Below are 16,885 nucleotides of genomic sequence, written 5' to 3'. Positions count from 1 at the left end.
CAATCGCCGTACTCAAGCCGCGTGCGCCACTCGCACCACGCGCACCACCGGCACTACTCGGCGACCGGCTCCGCGTCCGAGCGGATGTCGATCCGCCAGCCGGTCAGCCGGGCCGCCAGCCGCGCGTTCTGGCCCTCCTTGCCGATCGCCAGCGAGAGCTGGAAGTCCGGCACGATCACCCGGGCGCTGCGCTGGTCCAGGTCCACGACCTGCACCTTCGACACCCGCGCCGGGGACAGCGCGTTGCCGACCATCTCGGCCGGGTCCTCGGACCAGTCCACGATGTCGATCTTCTCGCCGTGCAGCTCGGCCATCACGTTGCGGACCCGCGCGCCCATCGGGCCGATGCAGGCGCCCTTGGCGTTGACGCCGGCCCGGTGCGAACGGACCGCGATCTTGGTGCGGTGGCCGGCCTCGCGGGCGATCGCGGTGATCTCCACCGCGCCCTCGGCGATCTCCGGGACCTCCAGCGCGAACAGCTTCCGCACCAGGTCCGGGTGGGTCCGCGAGAGGGTCACCTGGGGACCGCGCTGGCCGCGGCGGACGTCCACCACGTAGCACTTCAGGCGCTCGCCGTGCCGGTACTCCTCGCCGGGGACCTGTTCGGCGGCCGGGAGCGTGCCCTCGATCTTGCCGATGTTCACCAGCACCGCGCGCGGGTCGCGGCCCTGCTGCACCACGCCGGTGATCAGGTCGCCCTTGCGGCCGGAGAACTCGCCGAAGGTCTGCTCGTCCTCGTGGTCCCGCAGCCGCTGCAGGATCACCTGCTTGGCGGTGGTGGAGGCGATGCGGCCGAACTCGTTCGGGGTGTCGTCGTACTCCCGGGTGGTGCCGTCCTCGATCTCCTCCACGGCCCACACGGTGACGTGGCCGCTGGACCGGTCGACCTGGACCCGGGCCCGGGACTTCGCGCCGTCGGTGCGCTTGTAGGCGATGAGCAGCGCGGCCTCGATGTCCTCGACCAGCTTCTCGAAGGGGATCCCGCGGTCCTTCTCCAGGTCGCGCAATGCACTCGTGGGGATGTCCATGGTCGTCAGCCCTCCTCGTCCTCGTCGATGTCCTCGATGTCGTCGGTCTCGTCGGTCTCGTCGGCCTCGTCAGCCTCGTCGTCCTTGCGGTTGAACTCGATCTCCACCCGCGCCTTGGCGACCTCGGCGAACGCCAGCCGGCGCTCCTGGGTGGTCGACGGCTGCCCCTTCTTCTTGCCGGGCACCTCCACCTCCAGCAGCACGCCGTCCTCGTCGCCGTCCAGGACCCGGCCGGTGAGCTCGCCGCCGTCGGTCAGCACGGCGCGCACCAGCCGCCCCTTGGCCCGGCGCCAGTGCTTGGGCAGGGTCAGCGGCCGGTCGGTGCCCGGCGAGCCGACCTCCAGCACGTAGGGCTGGTCGCCCACGACCACGGCGCCGTCCGGGCCGTCGAGCACGTCGGAGACCACCCGGGTGAGATCGGAGACCGCGTCGAGCGACACGCCGTCGTCGCCGTCCACGACGACCTCGACACGGCGCCGGCGGGCCACCTGCGAGACGCGGACCGTCTCCAGGTCGTAGCCGGCGGCGGCGACGACCGGCTCCAGCAACGCTTGCAACCGGTCCGCCGGGGCTCCGGTTCGGGGGGTGCTCATCGTTCTCCTTGTGCAGTTGTCGTCCGTCGTGCTGTCGCTTCGTAGCCAACACAGTATCCGTTCCGCACCAGGGCGCGCTCCCGTCGGCGCGGCGCCGCGAATCGCTACACTTTGGCGGTGACCTGGGTGCCCGTGGAGCTGACGAGACGCACGATGCTCACCGCGGCAGGTGTGGCGCTGTTAGGCGCGTGTGCTTCTCCTGGCGGAACCAAGCGATCCGCGACTTCTCCGGCCGAACCGGTACCGGCCGGGCAGCCGGACCCGGTACGCGACCGCGCGCTGGCCGCGGAGGCCGATTTGCTGGCGCGGTATGACGCCGCCTTGGCGCTGCCCTCCGTGGCCTCCGACAGCGCACTCACAGCGAGACTCAAAGCGATCCGCGACGAGCACGCCTCACACGTCGCCGCCATACAGGAGGGCTACACGGCGCCCACCACTGCCCCGGCCACGACGACACCGTCGGGTTCTGCAACGACCTGGTCATCGCCGGCCCCGGCCGACGCGAAGACCGCCGTGGTGACCCTCGCCAAGGCCGAGCAGGACGCCGCGAGCGCCCGGACCTCCGACATCCTCGCCGCCGACGGCGACACCGCCATGCTGCTGGCGTCCGTCGCCGCCTCCGAGTCCGGACACGCCGCGCTGCTCCTGGGAGGTGCCGCATGAGCGCGCTGCAGACCGCCCTCGCAAACGAGCACGCCGCGGTGTACGGATACGGAGTCCTGGCGGTCCGTCTCGCCGGCGCACAGCGGAGCGCAGCGCAGAACGCCTACGACACGCATCGCGCGCGCCGCGACATCCTCATCGGCCTGATCGAAGCGCAGGGCGACAAGCCGGTCGCCGCGGCACCGGCCTATGCGATCCCGTTCCCTGTGAACACCGCAGCGGATGCCACACGGTTGGCGGCGCAGTTGGAGGAACGGCTCGGCGCTTCTTATGCGGACGTCGTCCAGGCGTCCTCCGGAGACACCCGACGCACCGGTCTGGAGTGGCTGACGGATGCCGCCGTCCGTGCAGTGCGGTGGCGTGGGAGTTCGGTAGCGTTCCCGGGTCTGCCAGAACGGGACTGACCCGGGAGCCTCCCTCTCAGTCGCTTCAGTTGTTGCCGCTGTTGCCCAGCGCGTCGGACAGGTTCTGCACCTCTCCGGACAGGACCGAGGCCACGGGGTCGGTTGTCAGCCCCTGGGTCTGGTCGTCGTTGATCCTCGAGACCACCTGGTCGGCCTTGTTCTGCGCGTCGCGCAGGTAGTGGCCCTTCATATTGTGCTGCTGCGCCACCTGCACCGCGCTCTCCAGATCGGTCAGCGAGTTCTGCAGATCGCGGCCGGCGTTCGGGTCCATCGTGGCCGCGCCCTGCGCGATGTAGCCGTCGACCTGTCCTCGGACGCCCTCCAGAAAGGCGACCGGGTCCTTACCCGGGTCGGCGGTCGGCGGCAGCGTGGACGCCGGTCCGCTGGAGGTCGCGGTGGTGCTCGGCGTCCCCGACGGCGACGAGCCCGAGGGCCCGGTCGCGGACCCGCCCGGTCCGGTGGTGGCGGTGATGCCCGGCGGAGGGGCGGACGTGGTCTGCTTCTCGGCCTGCGAGCCCTTCATGAACAGCGCGGTGCCGGCCGCCGCGATGAAGGCGATGACCAGCGCGCCGAGAACCATCCAGATCCAGTTGTAGCGGCGCGGCGGGGGCGGGCCGGGGAACGTCGGCTGGGCCGGGTAGGAACCGCCGTCGTCATCGTCCGGAACGCTCTGCGGAGGAACCCGCGGGCCCATATACGCGGGCTGTTCCTGGGCGGCCAGGTATGAGGGGCGCGTAGGGGCCTCGTACGGCTGCATCACCATCGTCCGGTTCGCCGGCGGCCGCGCCGCGCCGGGGATCTCGGCCGGGGCGCCGCGCAGCTCCAGGACTGCCGCCACGGTTGCGGCCGCCGGTCTCTCCAGGGGGTCCTTGGCCAGGCACTGCCGGTAGATCCCGGCTATCTGCGGCGGCAGGCCGGCGGTCGGCAGCGGCGGCGGCTGGCGGTGCAGGTGGCCCTTGACCACGTCGTCGACCGTCGCGCCCTCGAACGGCGCGCGGCCGGTGACGCACCAGTAGAGGATGCAGCCGAGCGCGTAGACGTCGGAGGCCGGCAGCGCCCCGCGCCCGGTCAGCTGCTCCGGCGCCATGCACGCCGGCGTGCCGACCACCAGGCCGGTGCGCGCGTCGGTGTCGGAGGAGGCCTGCGCGATGCCGAAGTCCAGGAGCTTGACCCCGTCGGACATCAGCATGACGTTGCCGGGCTTCAGGTCGCGGTGGATGATGCCGACCTGGTGCACCGCCTCCAGCGCGCTGGCCAGCTGCGCGCACGCCAGCCGGGCGTCGTTCTCCAGCAGCGGGCCCTGCTCCAGCCGGTCCTCCAGGTTCAGCCCGGCCAGCAGCTCGGTGACCAGCACCGGCTGGAAGTCGCCGTCCCCGTCCTGCCACTCGATGTAGTCGAAGACGGTGGTCACCCGCGGATGCGACAGCCGCGCCAGCGCCAGCGCCTCCCGCCGCAGCTGCTCACGGCCCGCCGGATGCGCGGCGGCGCCGCCGTGCAGCAGCTTCACGGCCACCAGCCGGTCCAGGCTCGAGTCCTGCGCCTCCCAGACGACCGCACTGCTGCCGGACCCGAGGGGCCTGGTCAGACGGTAGCGCTCGGCTATGACGGTGCCGGGGGTCGGTACATCCATGGGGGTGATTATTGCGCGTCACCCTTACCGGACGGCGCCCCGCGGTCTGTGATCGAGACGACCCGCGAGCTCGGACGCAGCACGCCGCCGCCGGGAGTGCCCCGGCGGCGGCGTGCTGTGGTCGTTCGACGGTTCAGCCGTGCGCCAGCGCGCGCACGTGCTCGACCAGGTCCGGCACCGCGACCTCGGTCTTCTCGCCGCTCTTCCGGTCCCGGACCTCGACGACGCCGTCGGCCAGGTTCTTGCCGACCACGACGATGGTCGGGATGCCGATCAGCTCGGCGTCCTTGAACTTCACGCCGGGCGAGACGCTGCCCACGCGGTCGTCGTACAGGACCCGCACGCCGCGCGCGCCGAGCTCCTCGGCGTAGCGGTCGGCGGTCTCGTAGATCGCCGGGTCCTTGCCCGCGGCCACGATGTGCACGTCGGCCGGGGCCACCTCGCGCGGCCAGACCAGGCCGAGCTCGTCGTACATCTGCTCGGCCAGGACCGCGACGGCGCGGGAGACGCCGACGCCGTAGCTGCCCATGGTGACGCGGACCGGCTTGCCGTCCTTGCCCAGGACGTCGAGCTTGGCGGCGTCGGCGTACTTGCGGCCGAGCTGGAAGATGTGGCCGATCTCGATGCCGCGGTCGATGGACAGCCCGTGGCCGCAGCGCGGGCACAGGTCGCCGGCGCGCACCTCGGCGGCCTCGACCGTGCCCTCGATGTCGAAGTCCCGGCCGGCCACCGCGTAGGCGACGTGCTTGCCGGCCTCGTTGGCGCCGGTCACCCAGGCGGTGCCGACGGCCACGCGGGGGTCGACCAGGTACTCGTACCCGGCCTCCTTCAGCCCGACCGGGCCGATGTAGCCGCGCACCAGCTTCGGATGCTTGACGAAGTCCTCAGCCTCGAACATCTCGACCTCGCCGGGGGCCACCGCGGCCTCCAGGCGCTTGAGGTCCACCTCGCGGTCGCCGGGCAGGCCGACGATCAGGACCTTGGGCTCCTTCACGCCGGGATAGCGGACCTTGACCACGACGTTCTTCAGGGTGTCCTTGGCCTCGATCGCGATGCCGAGGCCGTTCACCACGGTGACCAGCGAGTCGATGGTCGGAGTGTCGGGGGTGTCGAGGATCTGGAGCGCGGGGTGCGCGGCGGCGTCCTGGGGCGCGGCCACGGCGGTCTCGACGGCCTCGACGTTCGCCGCGTAGCCGCAGTTGTGGCACGCCACATAGGTGTCCTCGCCGGTGGGCGCCGTGGCCAGGAACTCCTCGGAGGCCGAGCCGCCCATCGCGCCGGACACCGCCGAGACGATCTTGTACTTGATGCCCAGCCGCTCGAAGATCCGGATGTAGGTGTCGCGGTGCTGCGCGTAGGAGTGCTTCAGGCCCTCGTCGTCCAGGTCGAAGGAGTACGAGTCCTTCATCAGGAACTCCCGGCCGCGCAGGATGCCGGCGCGGGGCCGCGCCTCGTCCCGGTACTTGGTCTGGATCTGGTAGAGCGTGACCGGCAGGTCCTTGTAGGACGACACCTCGCCCTTGACCATGTCGGTGAACATCTCCTCGTGCGTGGGGCCGAGGAGGTAGTCGTTGCCGCGGCGGTCCTGGAGGCGGAACAGGTTGTCGCCGTACTCGGTCCAGCGGCCGGTCGTCTCGTAGTACTCGCGGGGCAGCAGCGCGGGGAACTGGACCTCCTGGCCGCCCATCCGGTCCATCTCCTCGCGCACCACGCGGGTGATGTTCTCCAGGACCTGCTTGCCCAGCGGCAGCCAGGAGTAGATGCCGGGGGCGACGCGGCGGACGTATCCACCACGGACCAAGAGCTTGTGGCTCGGGACCTCGGCGTCCGCCGGGTCCTCGCGCAGGGTTCGCAGGAACAGCGACGACATACGCCAGATCACGGGGTGCTCCTAGTGTTCGATCAGGTAAGGTTTTGCGCCTCGGCGGGAAACCCGCCTTAGCGCACTGCTGTCCTGCGAGGATATCCGGCTCCGGCGTGATCGCTTGCCGTTTGACCGTTCGCACACGCCTTCAACAGCACGTAAAGACCCTCCCGTATCAACGGCGGGCAGGTTACCGTGCCGACATGGCAGCAAAGACCCGGAACGACGTCCTCCGGGTGAATCTGGACCCGGCGCTCGGCGATCTGGCGCTGGCCGAGGCCCGGGACGCGCTGGCGTCCGGGGACTGGGGGCCGGCGCGGGAGGTTCTGGCCGAGACCCGGAAGGGCTTCGAGGGTCCGCAGTGGGACCGGCGCAGCCACCGGGTGCGGGTGCTCGCCGAAGCAGTGGCGAACTCCTCGTGGGTGGAGCGCTGGCAGGTGCTGGAGCCGGTGAATCCGGACGCCGCGCTGTTGCGGGCCCAGGTGGAGACGGTCCGTGCGCTGCGCGCGTCGCTGGCCGGCGGCGCCGGCTACCGCGAGACCGCGGACGAGGCCCTGGACCTGTGTACGCACGCCGCCGAGATGGCTCCGGAGGATCCGACGCCGTGGGTGGTCATGCTGACGCTCGCGCGCGCCGCCGACCGCGGGCGCCGCAGTGGGCACGACGAGTTCTGGAACCGTTGGCAGAAGATGCGCGCTCTGGACGCGTTCAACCGTGATGGCCAGCATGAAGCGCTGATGTATCTGTTCGGCGCGTGGTGCGGTTCGCATCAGGAGATGTACGACTTCGCTTATTGGCTCGCTGGAGAAGCCCCTGCCGGTTCCCCTCTAGCGGCGCTCCCATTGGTGGCCCACGCAGAGGTCTACAGAACGGCGAACGTGGGGGTGGCTCGGCAGCGCCAGTCCTCGCCGCAGGCACATTGGTCGCGGGACTTGGTCACCGCGGATATAGACCGCGTTATGCACAGCTGGCTGGGCTCCGCTATAGAGCCGCACGCGCAGGCCGATCTGGACCGGAACTACCTGTTGCACGCGATGGTGTACTCCGGCCTGGTGGACTCTGACGAGACGCGCGCGTTGTTCGACGCGATCGGCTCGCACGCTATGCGCGTTCCGTGGACCTACACCGGGGACCCGGAGTCTTCGTTCCTCTACTGGCGCGACCGGGCCTTCCACGCGGATTCCCCGCGACGCTGACTGCGGCTGACGGTCTGGTCCGAATCCCGCTAGTGCCGCGCTCCGCCCTGCGCGACACTCGATGTATGCCCGAGCCAGCTCTCCAGAACGACTTCGATACTTACTACCGGGCGGTGGCCAGCCGCGACCCGCGGTTCGACGGCCGTTTCTTCACCGGCGTGACGACCACCGGCATCTACTGCCGGCCGATCTGCCCGGCCCGCACGCCGAAGCCGGAGAACGTGCGCTTCTTCCGGGTCGCCGCGGCCGCCGAGGCCGCCGGTTTCCGCACCTGCCGGCGCTGCCGCCCCGACAAGGTGCCCGGCTCGCCGGACTGGAACGTCCGGGCCGACCTGGCCGGCCGGGCGCTGCGGCTGATCGCCGACGGTGCCGCCGACCAGCAGGACGGCGTCGCGGCCCTGGCCCGCACGCTGGCGGTGAGCGAGCGGCACCTGCACCGGGTGCTGGTCGCCGAGCTCGGGGTGGGGCCGCTGACGCTGGCCCGCTCCCGGCGCGCGCAGACCGCCCGGCTGCTGCTGGAGTCGACGGCACTGCCGGTCTCGGACGTCGCGTTCGCCGCCGGCTACGGCTCGATCCGGCAGTTCAACGACTCGGTCCGCGAGGCCTTCGGCGCCACCCCGAGCGAGATCCGCGTCCGCTTCGGCACCGGCGCCACAACCGCCGAACTGGCCGGAAGCGCCGTGGACGGCGAGGGAGCACTGACCCTGCGGCTGACCTACCGAACCCCCTTCGACTTCCCGGCCCTCCTCGGCTGGTTCGGCGACCGAGCCATCCCCGGCGTGGACGAGGTGGCCGGCCACGGCCGCGACCTGGTCTACCGCCGCGCCCTCCGCCTCCCCCACGGCACCGGCCAGGTCGAACTCCGCGACGACAAGGGCGTGGTCCACGCCCGCCTGGTGGTCGACGACCTCCGCGACGTGGCGGTAGCCGTCCGCCGCTGCCGCGACCTCCTGGACCTGGACGCCGACCCCGCGCAGGTGGACGCAGTCCTGGCCGGCGACCCGGCACTGGCACCGCTGGTCGCCGCCCGCCCCGGCCTGCGCGTGCCCGGCGCGGTCGACGGCTTCGAGATCGCGGTCCGCGCAATCCTCGGCCAGCAGATCAGCGTGGCGGCGGCCCGCACCATGACCGCACGCCTGGTGCAGCGCTTCGCCGCGGTCGAGCTGGCCGCCGAAGCTGCGCTGGTGCCGGAGGCCGCGATCGCACCAGCAACGGCGGATTCGCGCCGAGGTTCGGCGGCGGCAGACGCAGGCTCGGAGTCGGGCACGTGGTCGGCAGCGAGGGCGGGCGCAGGCTCGGCAGCGGGCTCGCGGCCAGCAGCAGAGTCGGAGTCGGGCTCGAACTCCGGCCGGGTCTCGGGCTCGGGCTCTGGCTCGGAGTCGGGCTCGTGGTCGGCAGCCGGCGCGGACTCGGCCGCATCAGCAAATCACTTTGTCGACAAGAAAGCAGACCTGAGCCCCTTCCCGCGCCCCGAGACCCTGGCCGCCGGCGACTACGAAGGCCTAGGCCTCACCCGCCGCACCGCCGCGACCCTCCGCGCCCTCGCCACCGCCGTCGCGAGCGGCGACCTCGCCCTAGACCGCGGCGTGGACCGAGCCGAGGCACGCGCCAAGCTGCTCGCCGTGCCGGGCATCGGGCCGTGGACTGCCGACTACATCGCGTTGCGCGTCTTCGGCGATCCCGACGCCTTCCCGGTCGGCGACCTGATCGTCCGGCGGCAGGCCGAAAGGCTTGGCCTGCCCGGCACCGAGAAGGCCCTCCTGGCGCACGCCGAGGCGTGGCGTCCCTGGCGCGCCTATGCCGCTTTGCACCTGTGGGCCAGCGCGAGCGACCCCGAGACCGAAGGAACCGAACAGTGAGCACCCTGACCTACACCACCATCGCGACGCCGGCCGGTCCGTTCACCGTGCTCGCCGATGCCGACGACATCGTCCACGCCGCCGGCTTCACCGCCGACCCCGCGTTCCTGTCCGGCATGCTGCGTGCCCCGGTGCCGGAGCCGGGGGCGCACGACCGCGTGGCCGAGCGCGTGGCGGCGTACTTCGGCGGCGATCTGGCCGCGCTCGACGACGTGCCGGTCGTCTACCGGGCGACCGGACCGTTCCGCACCGCGGCGTGGGACGCGATGCGTGCGGTCAAGGCCGGCGACACCATCAGCTACACGCAGCTCGCGGCCACGGCCGGGAACCCCGACGCGGTCCGGGCCGCGGGGTCGGCATGCGCGTCCAACGCGATCGCGCTGTTCGTGCCCTGCCACCGCATCGTGCGCAGCGACGGCTCCAGCAAGAACTTCCTCTACGGCCTGGACTGCAAGGCCACGCTGCTGGCGCACGAGAAGCAGTACGCGGGGGTCTGAAACCGTCCAAGGCTAAGGTCCCCCGGACTCCGCCCCGGCCGGCCGGTCGCTCCGCGACGCCGTCTGGCCGGGCAGGAAGCCGGCCGGCATCGCCCCGACCGGGGCCACCTCGAACAGCACCTGGAACTCGACCCCGTACTTCTCCTCGATCCGGATCCCGATCCCTCCGCACTCGGCCCATGGGATCAACCGCATAGCGCGGAACTCTGCGGGCTCGTGCTTATAGGCCGCCATCTGCAGCGGCTCTCCGCCGCCTACGCGCGGCGCCACGGTCCACGCGACCGGGTTCTCCCGAGGAGACGCCAGACCGAGGAACAGCGCACCGCCGTACTCGACCCATGCGACGTGCTCTGTACGCCGCCCTACCGTAAGCGTCCCGTAGAGGTACTCGACCATCTCGACCGTGTTGGCGTCCTCCCGGATCTCCCGGAAGTGGTCGTTCACGATCTTCCCCAGCTTCTCCTTCAGCGCCACGTCCACATGCGCACCCTGCTCTGACGCGGTCCGCAGAGAGTAGAAGGCGATGGACGCCCTGTCGTCCACCCTGTAGTAGGCACAGGCAGGGGTCGCGTTATAGAGCTTCACCAACAGCTTGCTCCGCGCGCCGTCCGGCAGCTGGTTCCGGATCCGGTTCAACAGCGCCAGGTTCCGGCTGACGCCGGCGGCGATGTCGATCCCCTCTCCCCTCAGGTCCGTACTCCGCTGGCGCGCCGCGTCAGAGGTCGGGTCCAGGAGCACGATCTCCACCCGGACCTCGTTGTCCCCGGCCAGCACGTTGCGCAGCGCGGCGACACAGCGGCTCCGCTCCTCCGCCTCGTCGCCCTCCGCGGTGGTGACGTCCAGGATGTTGCTGGACGTGTCCATGATCCGCACCAGGTCGTCGCAGCGTTCCAGCCGCTCTATGAACTTCAGGTACGGAAAACGCTCGTAGCCGGCCATCGGCACGTAGTCCGCGATGTTCCCGAACTTCTCGTTCGCGAAGGCGCGGATCGCCAGGAACACCGGCGACAAGAAGAAGGCCACAAGCAGCGCCCCGGCCACGTCGCCGGTGACACCGCGGAAGAATTCCTTCCACTGTCCCTTGTCCGGATGCACCCAGGTCATCGTGATCGCGATCGCCACCGTCGCCAGCACCACCGACGACGACCACGCCACCAGCGCGCTCATGCGCCGGTTCCGCATCCGGCTCAGCCAGCCCGGCCGCCCCTGCCGGGCGTCGGCGGGATCCCGCTCCCGGTCCCGGTCGCGCTCCTCTTCCCGTTCCTGAGTACGCAGCTGCGGCGCGAAGCCGTTCTCCGGAGTGGGGAACTCTCGAGAGATCTCTTTGGGCATGACCACCCCCTTCGGTGTCGGGAACGCCCATCAGAGCATTCCCAAACCGGTAGCGGGTGGAACAACTCAGAACAATGTCAGAATAAGATCGACGCGAAAGCGCCGACCTCCTCGAACCCGACCTTGCGATACACGGCGCGAGCAGGAGCGTTGTAGTCGTTCACGTACAGGCTCACCACTGACGCGAAATCGCGCAGCGCGTACTCCACGACCGCGGCCATCCCGGCCGCCGCGATGCCCTTGCCGCGCAGCGCCGGATGCGTCCACACCCCCTGGATCTGGCACGCCTGCTCGGTCACCGCCCCGATCTCCGCCTTGAACACCACGTGCCCGTCCTCGATCCAGGCGAAGGCCCGGCCGGCGTGCACGAGTTCGGAGACCCGCGCGCGGTAGGAACTGCCGTTGTCGTCCCCCACCGGCGAGACGCCGACTTCTTCGGTGAACATCGCTATGCACGCCGGCAGCAGCGTGTCTATCTGGTTCGGCGTCACCGGCTTCACCCGGAAGTCCGGCTCGACGGTCTCCGAGGAGCCACGGATCTCCATCAGCGGCTGGCTGGAGCGCACCTCGCGCGCCGGGCCCCAGGTCGGGCGGACCTGCTCCCACAGCGCCATCGCGGCCTCGGCGGGCCCGACGATCGAGGAGCAGCGGCGGCCCTGGCGGCGGGCCCGCTCGGCGAAGGCCCGCACGGCCTCCGGACCGGCCTCGACCGGGACCAGGTTGGCGCCGGAATAGCACAGCGCGTCGAGCTTGCCGTTCACCACGTGGCCCCAGACCTCGCCGCCCAGACGCCAGGCGTCCAGGCCGGAGGCCTCGACCCGGGAGGCCACGAAGACGTTCGAGACCGGGTCGCGCGCCAGCAGCGCACGGACGTCGGCCAGATCGGCCACGCCCAACAGCCTGGTGCTGGTCCCGCGGACCCTCGACAAAACGCTCATCGCACGATCACCAGTTCACTGTACGGCGTTTGCCCGTAGCCTGCCCTGCTCTGGAGCGGAAACAGCTGCGCACCGACCGACCATGCGGCTGTTCGGTGCGCGGCCGCGACCGCTAAGCGTTCTACGGAGCCCAGAAAACGGCCCCGTATAGGACGGTACTGGAAGCGGGGCTTTAAAGCGCGGCGTTCACAGACTCCACGATCTCACCGGTCTCGGCGTCGATCTCCAGGCCCATCTCGGCGGCGATCTTGAAGGCCTCCTCGATCAGCGTCTCCACGATCTGCGCCTCGGGAACGGTCTTGATGACCTCGCCGCGCACGAAGATCTGGCCCTTGCCGTTGCCGGAGGCCACACCCAGATCCGCCTCGCGCGCCTCACCCGGGCCGTTCACCACACAGCCCATGACCGCCACCCGCAGCGGCACCTTCAGCCCGTCGAGTGCGGCGCTCACCTGGTCGGCGAGCTTGTACACGTCCACCTGCGCCCGACCGCACGAGGGGCAGGAGACGATCTCCAGGCCACGCTTGCGCAGGCCCAGGGACTCCAGGATCTGCTGCCCGACCTTGACCTCTTCCACCGGCGGCGCCGACAGCGAGACCCGGATGGTGTCCCCGATGCCCTCAGCCAACAGCGCACCGAAGGCGACCGCCGACTTGATGGTGCCCTGGAACGCCGGACCAGCCTCGGTGACACCCAAGTGCAGCGGATAGTCACAGGCCTCGGCCAACTGCCGATAGGCGTTGATCATCACGACCGGGTCGTTGTGCTTCACCGAGATCTTGATGTCCCGGAAGTCGTGCTCCTCGAACAGCGAGCACTCCCACAGCGCCGACTCGACCAGCGCTTCGGCCGTGGCCTTGCCGTACTTCTCGTACAGCCGCTTGTCGAGGGACCCGGCGTTCACGCCGATCCGGATCGGAGTGCCCGCGGCCTTGGCCGCCTTGGCGATCTCCCCGACCTTGTCATCGAAGGCCTTGATGTTGCCCGGGTTCACCCGCACCGCGGCACAGCCGGCGTCGATCGCCGCGAAGACGTACTTCGGCTGGAAGTGGATGTCGGCGATCACCGGGATCTGCGACTTCTTCGCGATCATCGGCAACGCGTCGGCGTCGTCCTGCGAAGGCACCGCGACCCGCACGATCTGGCAGCCGGCGGCGGTGAGCTGCGCGATCTGCTGGAGCGTGGCGTTCACGTCGGAGGTGAGGGTCGTGGTCATCGACTGCACGGACACCGGCGCGTCACCGCCCACCGGGACGTTCCCCACCATGATCTGGCGGGACTTGCGGCGGATGGCAAGCGGCTTGGTCGGGAGTGCGGGCATGCCCAACGCGATGGCGGTCAAGGTCTCACCGTTCCGTGAATGGTTTTCTGCTCGCCGTCCACGCTACGGCACGTTCGTGGGGCGTTCGCACACGCCGCGAGATTTTCACTCGGCCTTCACCGGCGCCACGGTGGCGCAGGTCACCGCTACCGCGCGGACCTCGCCGGGTCAATACCCGGTCAGGGTCGAACCCCGATCAGCTCCGGTACTTCAGATCAGCTCGGGTACTTCAGCGGGTTGGTGATGTCGGCGGCCATCAGCAGCAGCGACAGCCCGACGAACAAGACCAGGAAGGTGAACGCGGCCGGCATCAGCTTGTTCAGGTCCACGCGGCCCGGGTCCGGCCGGCCGAAGAGCTTGGCGATCCGGCGGCGGCCCGCCTCGTACAGCGCGATGGCGATGTGCCCGCCGTCCAGGGGCAGCAGCGGCAGCAGGTTGAAGATGCCGATGAACATGTTGATGCTGGCGATGTAGTACAGGAAGCCGGAGTAGCCGTTGGTCTGGATCACGCCGCCGGTCAGGCTCGCCATGCCGACCACGCCCACCGGGGCGTTGGCGTCGCGCGGCTTGTCGCTGGTGGTGGCCTGGAACAGCTTGGGGATCGAGGCCGGGATGTCGACCAGGCCGGTCACCGAGCCCTTGGCAAGGGTGCCGAAGCCGGTGAAGCCGTTGCCGACCTCGTTCAGGAACCCGGGGTGCTGGTAGACCGGCCGCGGGGCCTGGATGCCGATCATCAGGCCCAGCTGCACCTTCTTGGGGTCGGCCGAGATGTTGCCCACCTGGGGGGTGATCGTGGTGGTCTGCTGCTGGCCGTCGCGCAGGTAGGTCACGCTGACCGGCACCGGAGCGCCGGCGGGCTTGTTGTCGGCGCCGACCTTGGGCTGGCCCTTGTGCAGCTGGTCGGTGACGTCCTGCCAGCTGTGCGTGGCGACCCCGTTGACCGCGACGATCTTGTCGCCGTTCTCCAGCCCGGCGGCCTTGGCCGGGCTGGCGGCGTCGGCCGTGCCGCAGGAGCCGGCCGTGGTCTTCAGGCACTGGGTGACCGTGCCGACCTTCCCGGACACATCCTGGGACTGGATCCCCCAGGTCAGCGGCACCAGCAGGAGCAGGAACAGGGCGATGAGGAAGTGGGTGAGCGAGCCGGCCGACAGCGTCAGCAGCCGCCAGCCCAGCGGCTTGCGGTAGAAGGCCCGCGGCTCGTCCTCGGGGTCGATCGGCTCCAGGTCCGTCATCCCGACGATCTTCACGTAGCCGCCGGCCGGGATCGCCTTCACGCCGTACTCGGTCTCGCCCTTGCGGAAGGACCAGATCTTCGGCCCGAAGCCCAGGAAGAACTCGGTGACCTTGCCGCCGGCCTTGCGCGCGCACACCATGTGCCCGGCCTCGTGCAGCATGATCGACGCCACGAGCGCGATGACGAACAGGATGATGCCTAGCGGGCCCACTTATCCACCTATCGTCGTCGGCACTGGCGCCTGGGCTGTACCCGTCACCTAATCAAAGTCTTTCAGCCGGCTGTGAGTTCCCGTGCGCGCGTACGCGCCCAGGAATCCGCCTCCAGGACGGCCTCCAGAGTAAGGTCCCCACCCTGAGAGCGCCCTGAACCGGCGTGCTCGGCGACCACCCGTTCGATGGTATCGACGATCGCCGGGAAGCGGAGGCGGCCGGTGAGGAACGCGGCCACACACTCCTCATTGGCACCGTTGAAGACGGCCGGAGCGGTCCCGCCGGTTGCGCCGACCTGCTTGGCCAGCCGCACCGAGGGGAACGCTTCGTCGTCAAGCGGGAAGAACTCCCAGGTGGCGGCCTTCGTCCAGTCCAGCGCCGGGGCGGCGCCGGGGACCCGGTCCGGCCAGCCCAGGGCCAGGGCGATCGGCAGGCGCATGTCCGGCGGGCTGGCCTGGGCCAGCGTGGAGCCGTCCACGAACTGGACCATCGAGTGCACGATGGACTGCGGATGCACCACGACCTCGATGCGGTCGAAGGGGATGTCGAACAACAGGTGCGCCTCGATCACCTCCAGGCCCTTGTTCACCAGGGTCGCGGAGTTGCAGGTGACCAGCGGCCCCATGTTCCAGGTCGGGTGCTTCATGGCCTGTTCGGGGGACGCGTCCGCCATCTCGGCGCGGGTCCGGCCGCGGAAGGGGCCGCCGGAGGCGGTGACGACCAGCTTGTCCACCTCCTCGGCGCGACCGCCGCGCAGCGCCTGCGCCAGGGCCGAGTGCTCGGAGTCGACCGGGACGATCTGACCCGGCTTGGCCCGCCGGGCGACCAGGTCGCCGCCGATGATCAGCGACTCCTTGTTGGCCAGCGCGAGGGTCCGGCCGGAGTCCAGGGCGACCAGCGTGGCCTTCAGGCCGGCCGCGCCGTCGATGGCGTTCAGGACGATGTCGCACTCGCGGGCGGCGAGCTCGGCCGAGGCCTCGGGGCCGGCCAGGATCTCCGGGATCTGGAACTCGCCGGCCGAGTAGCCGCGCTTCTGGGCCTCGGCGTAGAAGGCGAGGTTCAGGTCCTGCGCGACGCTGGCCTTGGCGACGGCGACCGTGCGCGCGCCGGTGGTCAGGGCCTGCTCCGCCAGGAGTTCCGGGTTCCCGCCGCCGGCCGCCAGGCCGACGATGCGGAACCGGTCGGGGTTGCGGGAGACCAGGTCCAGCGTCTGGGTGCCGATGGAGCCGGTGGAGCCTAGAAGGATGATGTCGCGCACGGTGTGGGTCACGTCGGTCATTGTGGCTTACCGCTGCGGAGCGCAGGGCCGCTGCGGGCCGACGGTCACACGAGGTTCACACCGATGTGCTCAATTCCGGGAGGGGCGCGGGCGGGTCGGTGTGCCCTGCGATGGGGTGTCGGCCCTGTTCTATCTCCGGCCTCGTCTCCCGCTGGGTCTTCCCCTACGTCTGCCGCTACATCTCCATCAGGCGCAGCGACAGGCCGCCGACCGGGATCCAGTCGATCTCGGCGCCGGCGTCCCGCAGGTCGGTGAGCACCAGGTCGTCGTACATCAGATGGGCCGCGTCGTGCGGCCACAGCACGGCCCACAGCCACAGGCCGCCGGCCTCGCCGAGGAACACCGCGCGGTCGCCGGTGTTCGGGACGTTCCACATGGAGGTGGAGCGGCCCGCGGCGTAGAGCTTGGCGTGGGCGGCGGTCTGCTCGAAGATCTCGCCCGGGTCCGGGCCCTCCAGCCCGGCGAAGCGCGCGCCGAGGCCGACGCCCATCTCCTCGGCGATCAGCAGCAGTTCCCCGACTCCGCCGAACGGGTTCGGACCGGCACAGGCCACCGCGGTCGCGCGGGCCCCGGCCTCGTCGCCGGCGTAGGCCATACCGGTGAACTCCCAGCCGGTGGGCAGGGGCCAGGGCATCCACACCGGGACCTGGCTGTTGGCGGCCGTCTCGGCCAGTTCCTTCGCGGTGGGGGGCTGGACTGGCTGCAGGGGGTGGATCGCGCCGTGCAGGTCGCACTGCCAGGTCGTGGACAGCAGGCCGGGAGCGCGCACCCGGCTCCCACAGCGTGGGCAGCTGGGCTCGGCCTTCATAGAGACTGACAGTCCTCTCAGGGCGGG

Annotated in this window: 15 protein-coding genes; 5 read left to right on the top strand and 10 right to left on the bottom strand. The window is 70.5% G+C overall.

Annotation, left to right across the window (positions count from 1 at the left end; translation table 11 throughout):
* Positions 1-53: 53 nt before the first annotated feature.
* Together nusA and rimP are read right to left on the bottom strand one after the other, a co-directional pair.
* Positions 54-1,028 (bottom strand): transcription termination factor NusA, encoded by a 975-nt coding sequence (nusA, locus tag GWK61_RS27845; protein ID WP_194913060.1) that lies wholly within the window; start codon positions 1,026-1,028, stop codon positions 54-56.
* A gap of 5 nt (positions 1,029-1,033) precedes the next feature.
* On the bottom strand, positions 1,034-1,621 hold the full coding sequence (rimP, locus tag GWK61_RS27840) for a ribosome maturation factor RimP (RefSeq protein WP_194913056.1): 588 nt from the start codon (positions 1,619-1,621) through the stop codon (positions 1,034-1,036).
* A 117-nt stretch (positions 1,622-1,738) separates the two neighbouring features.
* Here rimP and GWK61_RS27835 point away from each other — a divergent pair, with 117 nt between their 5' ends.
* Both GWK61_RS27835 and GWK61_RS27830 read left to right on the top strand, forming a co-directional pair.
* Complete coding sequence (locus tag GWK61_RS27835) at positions 1,739-2,284, top strand: ferritin-like domain-containing protein (protein WP_194913054.1); 546 nt, start codon at positions 1,739-1,741, stop codon at positions 2,282-2,284.
* Positions 2,281-2,688, top strand: a complete 408-nt coding sequence (locus GWK61_RS27830) for a ferritin-like domain-containing protein (RefSeq protein ID WP_194913052.1) — start codon at positions 2,281-2,283, stop codon at positions 2,686-2,688. The genes GWK61_RS27835 and GWK61_RS27830 overlap by 4 nt, the downstream gene beginning before the upstream one ends.
* Positions 2,689-2,713: 25 nt before the next feature.
* On the opposite strand, the gene GWK61_RS27825 is transcribed toward GWK61_RS27830, so the two are convergent.
* Together GWK61_RS27825 and GWK61_RS27820 are read right to left on the bottom strand one after the other, a co-directional pair.
* Positions 2,714-4,318: a serine/threonine-protein kinase gene (locus tag GWK61_RS27825; protein ID WP_194913050.1), complete on the bottom strand. Its 1,605-nt coding sequence runs from the start codon at positions 4,316-4,318 to the stop codon at positions 2,714-2,716.
* A 133-nt stretch (positions 4,319-4,451) separates the two neighbouring features.
* Positions 4,452-6,200: a proline--tRNA ligase gene (locus GWK61_RS27820; RefSeq protein ID WP_194913047.1), complete on the bottom strand. Its 1,749-nt coding sequence runs from the start codon at positions 6,198-6,200 to the stop codon at positions 4,452-4,454.
* Positions 6,201-6,385: 185 nt separating this feature from the next.
* On the opposite strand from GWK61_RS27820, the gene GWK61_RS27815 reads away from it, so the two are divergent.
* The 3 genes from GWK61_RS27815 (at position 6,386) to GWK61_RS56925 (ending at position 9,734) form a co-directional block, all read left to right on the top strand.
* Positions 6,386-7,378 (top strand): hypothetical protein, encoded by a 993-nt coding sequence (locus GWK61_RS27815; protein WP_194913045.1) that lies wholly within the window; start codon positions 6,386-6,388, stop codon positions 7,376-7,378.
* A gap of 65 nt (positions 7,379-7,443) precedes the next feature.
* The gene (locus GWK61_RS27810; RefSeq protein ID WP_228563052.1) at positions 7,444-9,237 is read left to right on the top strand and encodes a DNA-3-methyladenine glycosylase 2 family protein; all 1,794 of its coding nucleotides are present in this window, start codon (positions 7,444-7,446) and stop codon (positions 9,235-9,237) included.
* Complete coding sequence (locus GWK61_RS56925) at positions 9,234-9,734, top strand: methylated-DNA--[protein]-cysteine S-methyltransferase (RefSeq protein WP_323747790.1); 501 nt, start codon at positions 9,234-9,236, stop codon at positions 9,732-9,734. Before GWK61_RS27810 ends, GWK61_RS56925 begins: the two co-directional genes overlap by 4 nt.
* A 12-nt stretch (positions 9,735-9,746) precedes the next feature.
* On the opposite strand, the gene GWK61_RS27805 is transcribed toward GWK61_RS56925, so the two are convergent.
* The 6 genes from GWK61_RS27805 to GWK61_RS27780 all read right to left on the bottom strand — a co-directional run bounded on the left by GWK61_RS27805 (position 9,747) and on the right by GWK61_RS27780 (position 16,858).
* The gene (locus GWK61_RS27805) at positions 9,747-11,066 is read right to left on the bottom strand and encodes a hypothetical protein (RefSeq protein ID WP_194913044.1); all 1,320 of its coding nucleotides are present in this window, start codon (positions 11,064-11,066) and stop codon (positions 9,747-9,749) included.
* 77 nt (positions 11,067-11,143) lie between these two features.
* Positions 11,144-12,004: a GNAT family N-acetyltransferase gene (locus tag GWK61_RS27800; protein ID WP_194913042.1), complete on the bottom strand. Its 861-nt coding sequence runs from the start codon at positions 12,002-12,004 to the stop codon at positions 11,144-11,146.
* 172 nt (positions 12,005-12,176) lie between these two features.
* Positions 12,177-13,346, bottom strand: coding sequence for a flavodoxin-dependent (E)-4-hydroxy-3-methylbut-2-enyl-diphosphate synthase (gene ispG / locus GWK61_RS27795; RefSeq protein ID WP_369125619.1), 1,170 nt, complete (start codon positions 13,344-13,346; stop codon positions 12,177-12,179).
* Positions 13,347-13,540: 194 nt separating this feature from the next.
* On the bottom strand, positions 13,541-14,770 hold the full coding sequence (locus tag GWK61_RS27790) for a M50 family metallopeptidase (RefSeq protein WP_194913033.1): 1,230 nt from the start codon (positions 14,768-14,770) through the stop codon (positions 13,541-13,543).
* Positions 14,771-14,832: 62 nt separating this feature from the next.
* Positions 14,833-16,050: a 1-deoxy-D-xylulose-5-phosphate reductoisomerase gene (gene dxr, locus GWK61_RS27785; RefSeq protein ID WP_194913029.1), complete on the bottom strand. Its 1,218-nt coding sequence runs from the start codon at positions 16,048-16,050 to the stop codon at positions 14,833-14,835.
* 175 nt (positions 16,051-16,225) lie between these two features.
* The gene (locus GWK61_RS27780; protein WP_194913027.1) at positions 16,226-16,858 is read right to left on the bottom strand and encodes a DUF6758 family protein; all 633 of its coding nucleotides are present in this window, start codon (positions 16,856-16,858) and stop codon (positions 16,226-16,228) included.
* Positions 16,859-16,885: the final 27 nt, after the last annotated feature.

The sequence above is a fragment of the Catenulispora rubra genome (assembly GCF_015356825.1).
GTDB classification, from domain to species: domain Bacteria; phylum Actinomycetota; class Actinomycetes; order Streptomycetales; family Catenulisporaceae; genus Catenulispora; species Catenulispora rubra.
Note: the sequence above shows the minus strand (reverse complement) of the source record. Positions and strands in the feature narration are given on the sequence as shown.

Bases quoted from the DNA above. Each gene is read 5' to 3' on its own strand.
- nusA (WP_194913060.1), bottom strand. From the start codon at position 1,028: ATGGACATCCCCACGAGTGCATTGCGCGACCTGGAGAAGGACCGCGGG.
- rimP (WP_194913056.1), bottom strand. From the start codon at position 1,621: ATGAGCACCCCCCGAACCGGAGCCCCGGCGGACCGGTTGCAAGCGTTG.
- GWK61_RS27830 (WP_194913052.1), top strand. From the start codon at position 2,281: ATGAGCGCGCTGCAGACCGCCCTCGCAAACGAGCACGCCGCGGTGTAC.
- GWK61_RS27825 (WP_194913050.1), bottom strand. From the start codon at position 4,318: ATGGATGTACCGACCCCCGGCACCGTCATAGCCGAGCGCTACCGTCTG.
- GWK61_RS27815 (WP_194913045.1), top strand. From the start codon at position 6,386: ATGGCAGCAAAGACCCGGAACGACGTCCTCCGGGTGAATCTGGACCCG.
- GWK61_RS27810 (WP_228563052.1), top strand. From the start codon at position 7,444: ATGCCCGAGCCAGCTCTCCAGAACGACTTCGATACTTACTACCGGGCG.
- GWK61_RS27805 (WP_194913044.1), bottom strand. From the start codon at position 11,066: ATGCCCAAAGAGATCTCTCGAGAGTTCCCCACTCCGGAGAACGGCTTC.
- GWK61_RS27800 (WP_194913042.1), bottom strand. From the start codon at position 12,004: ATGAGCGTTTTGTCGAGGGTCCGCGGGACCAGCACCAGGCTGTTGGGC.
- dxr (WP_194913029.1), bottom strand. From the start codon at position 16,050: ATGACCGACGTGACCCACACCGTGCGCGACATCATCCTTCTAGGCTCC.
- GWK61_RS27780 (WP_194913027.1), bottom strand. From the start codon at position 16,858: ATGAAGGCCGAGCCCAGCTGCCCACGCTGTGGGAGCCGGGTGCGCGCT.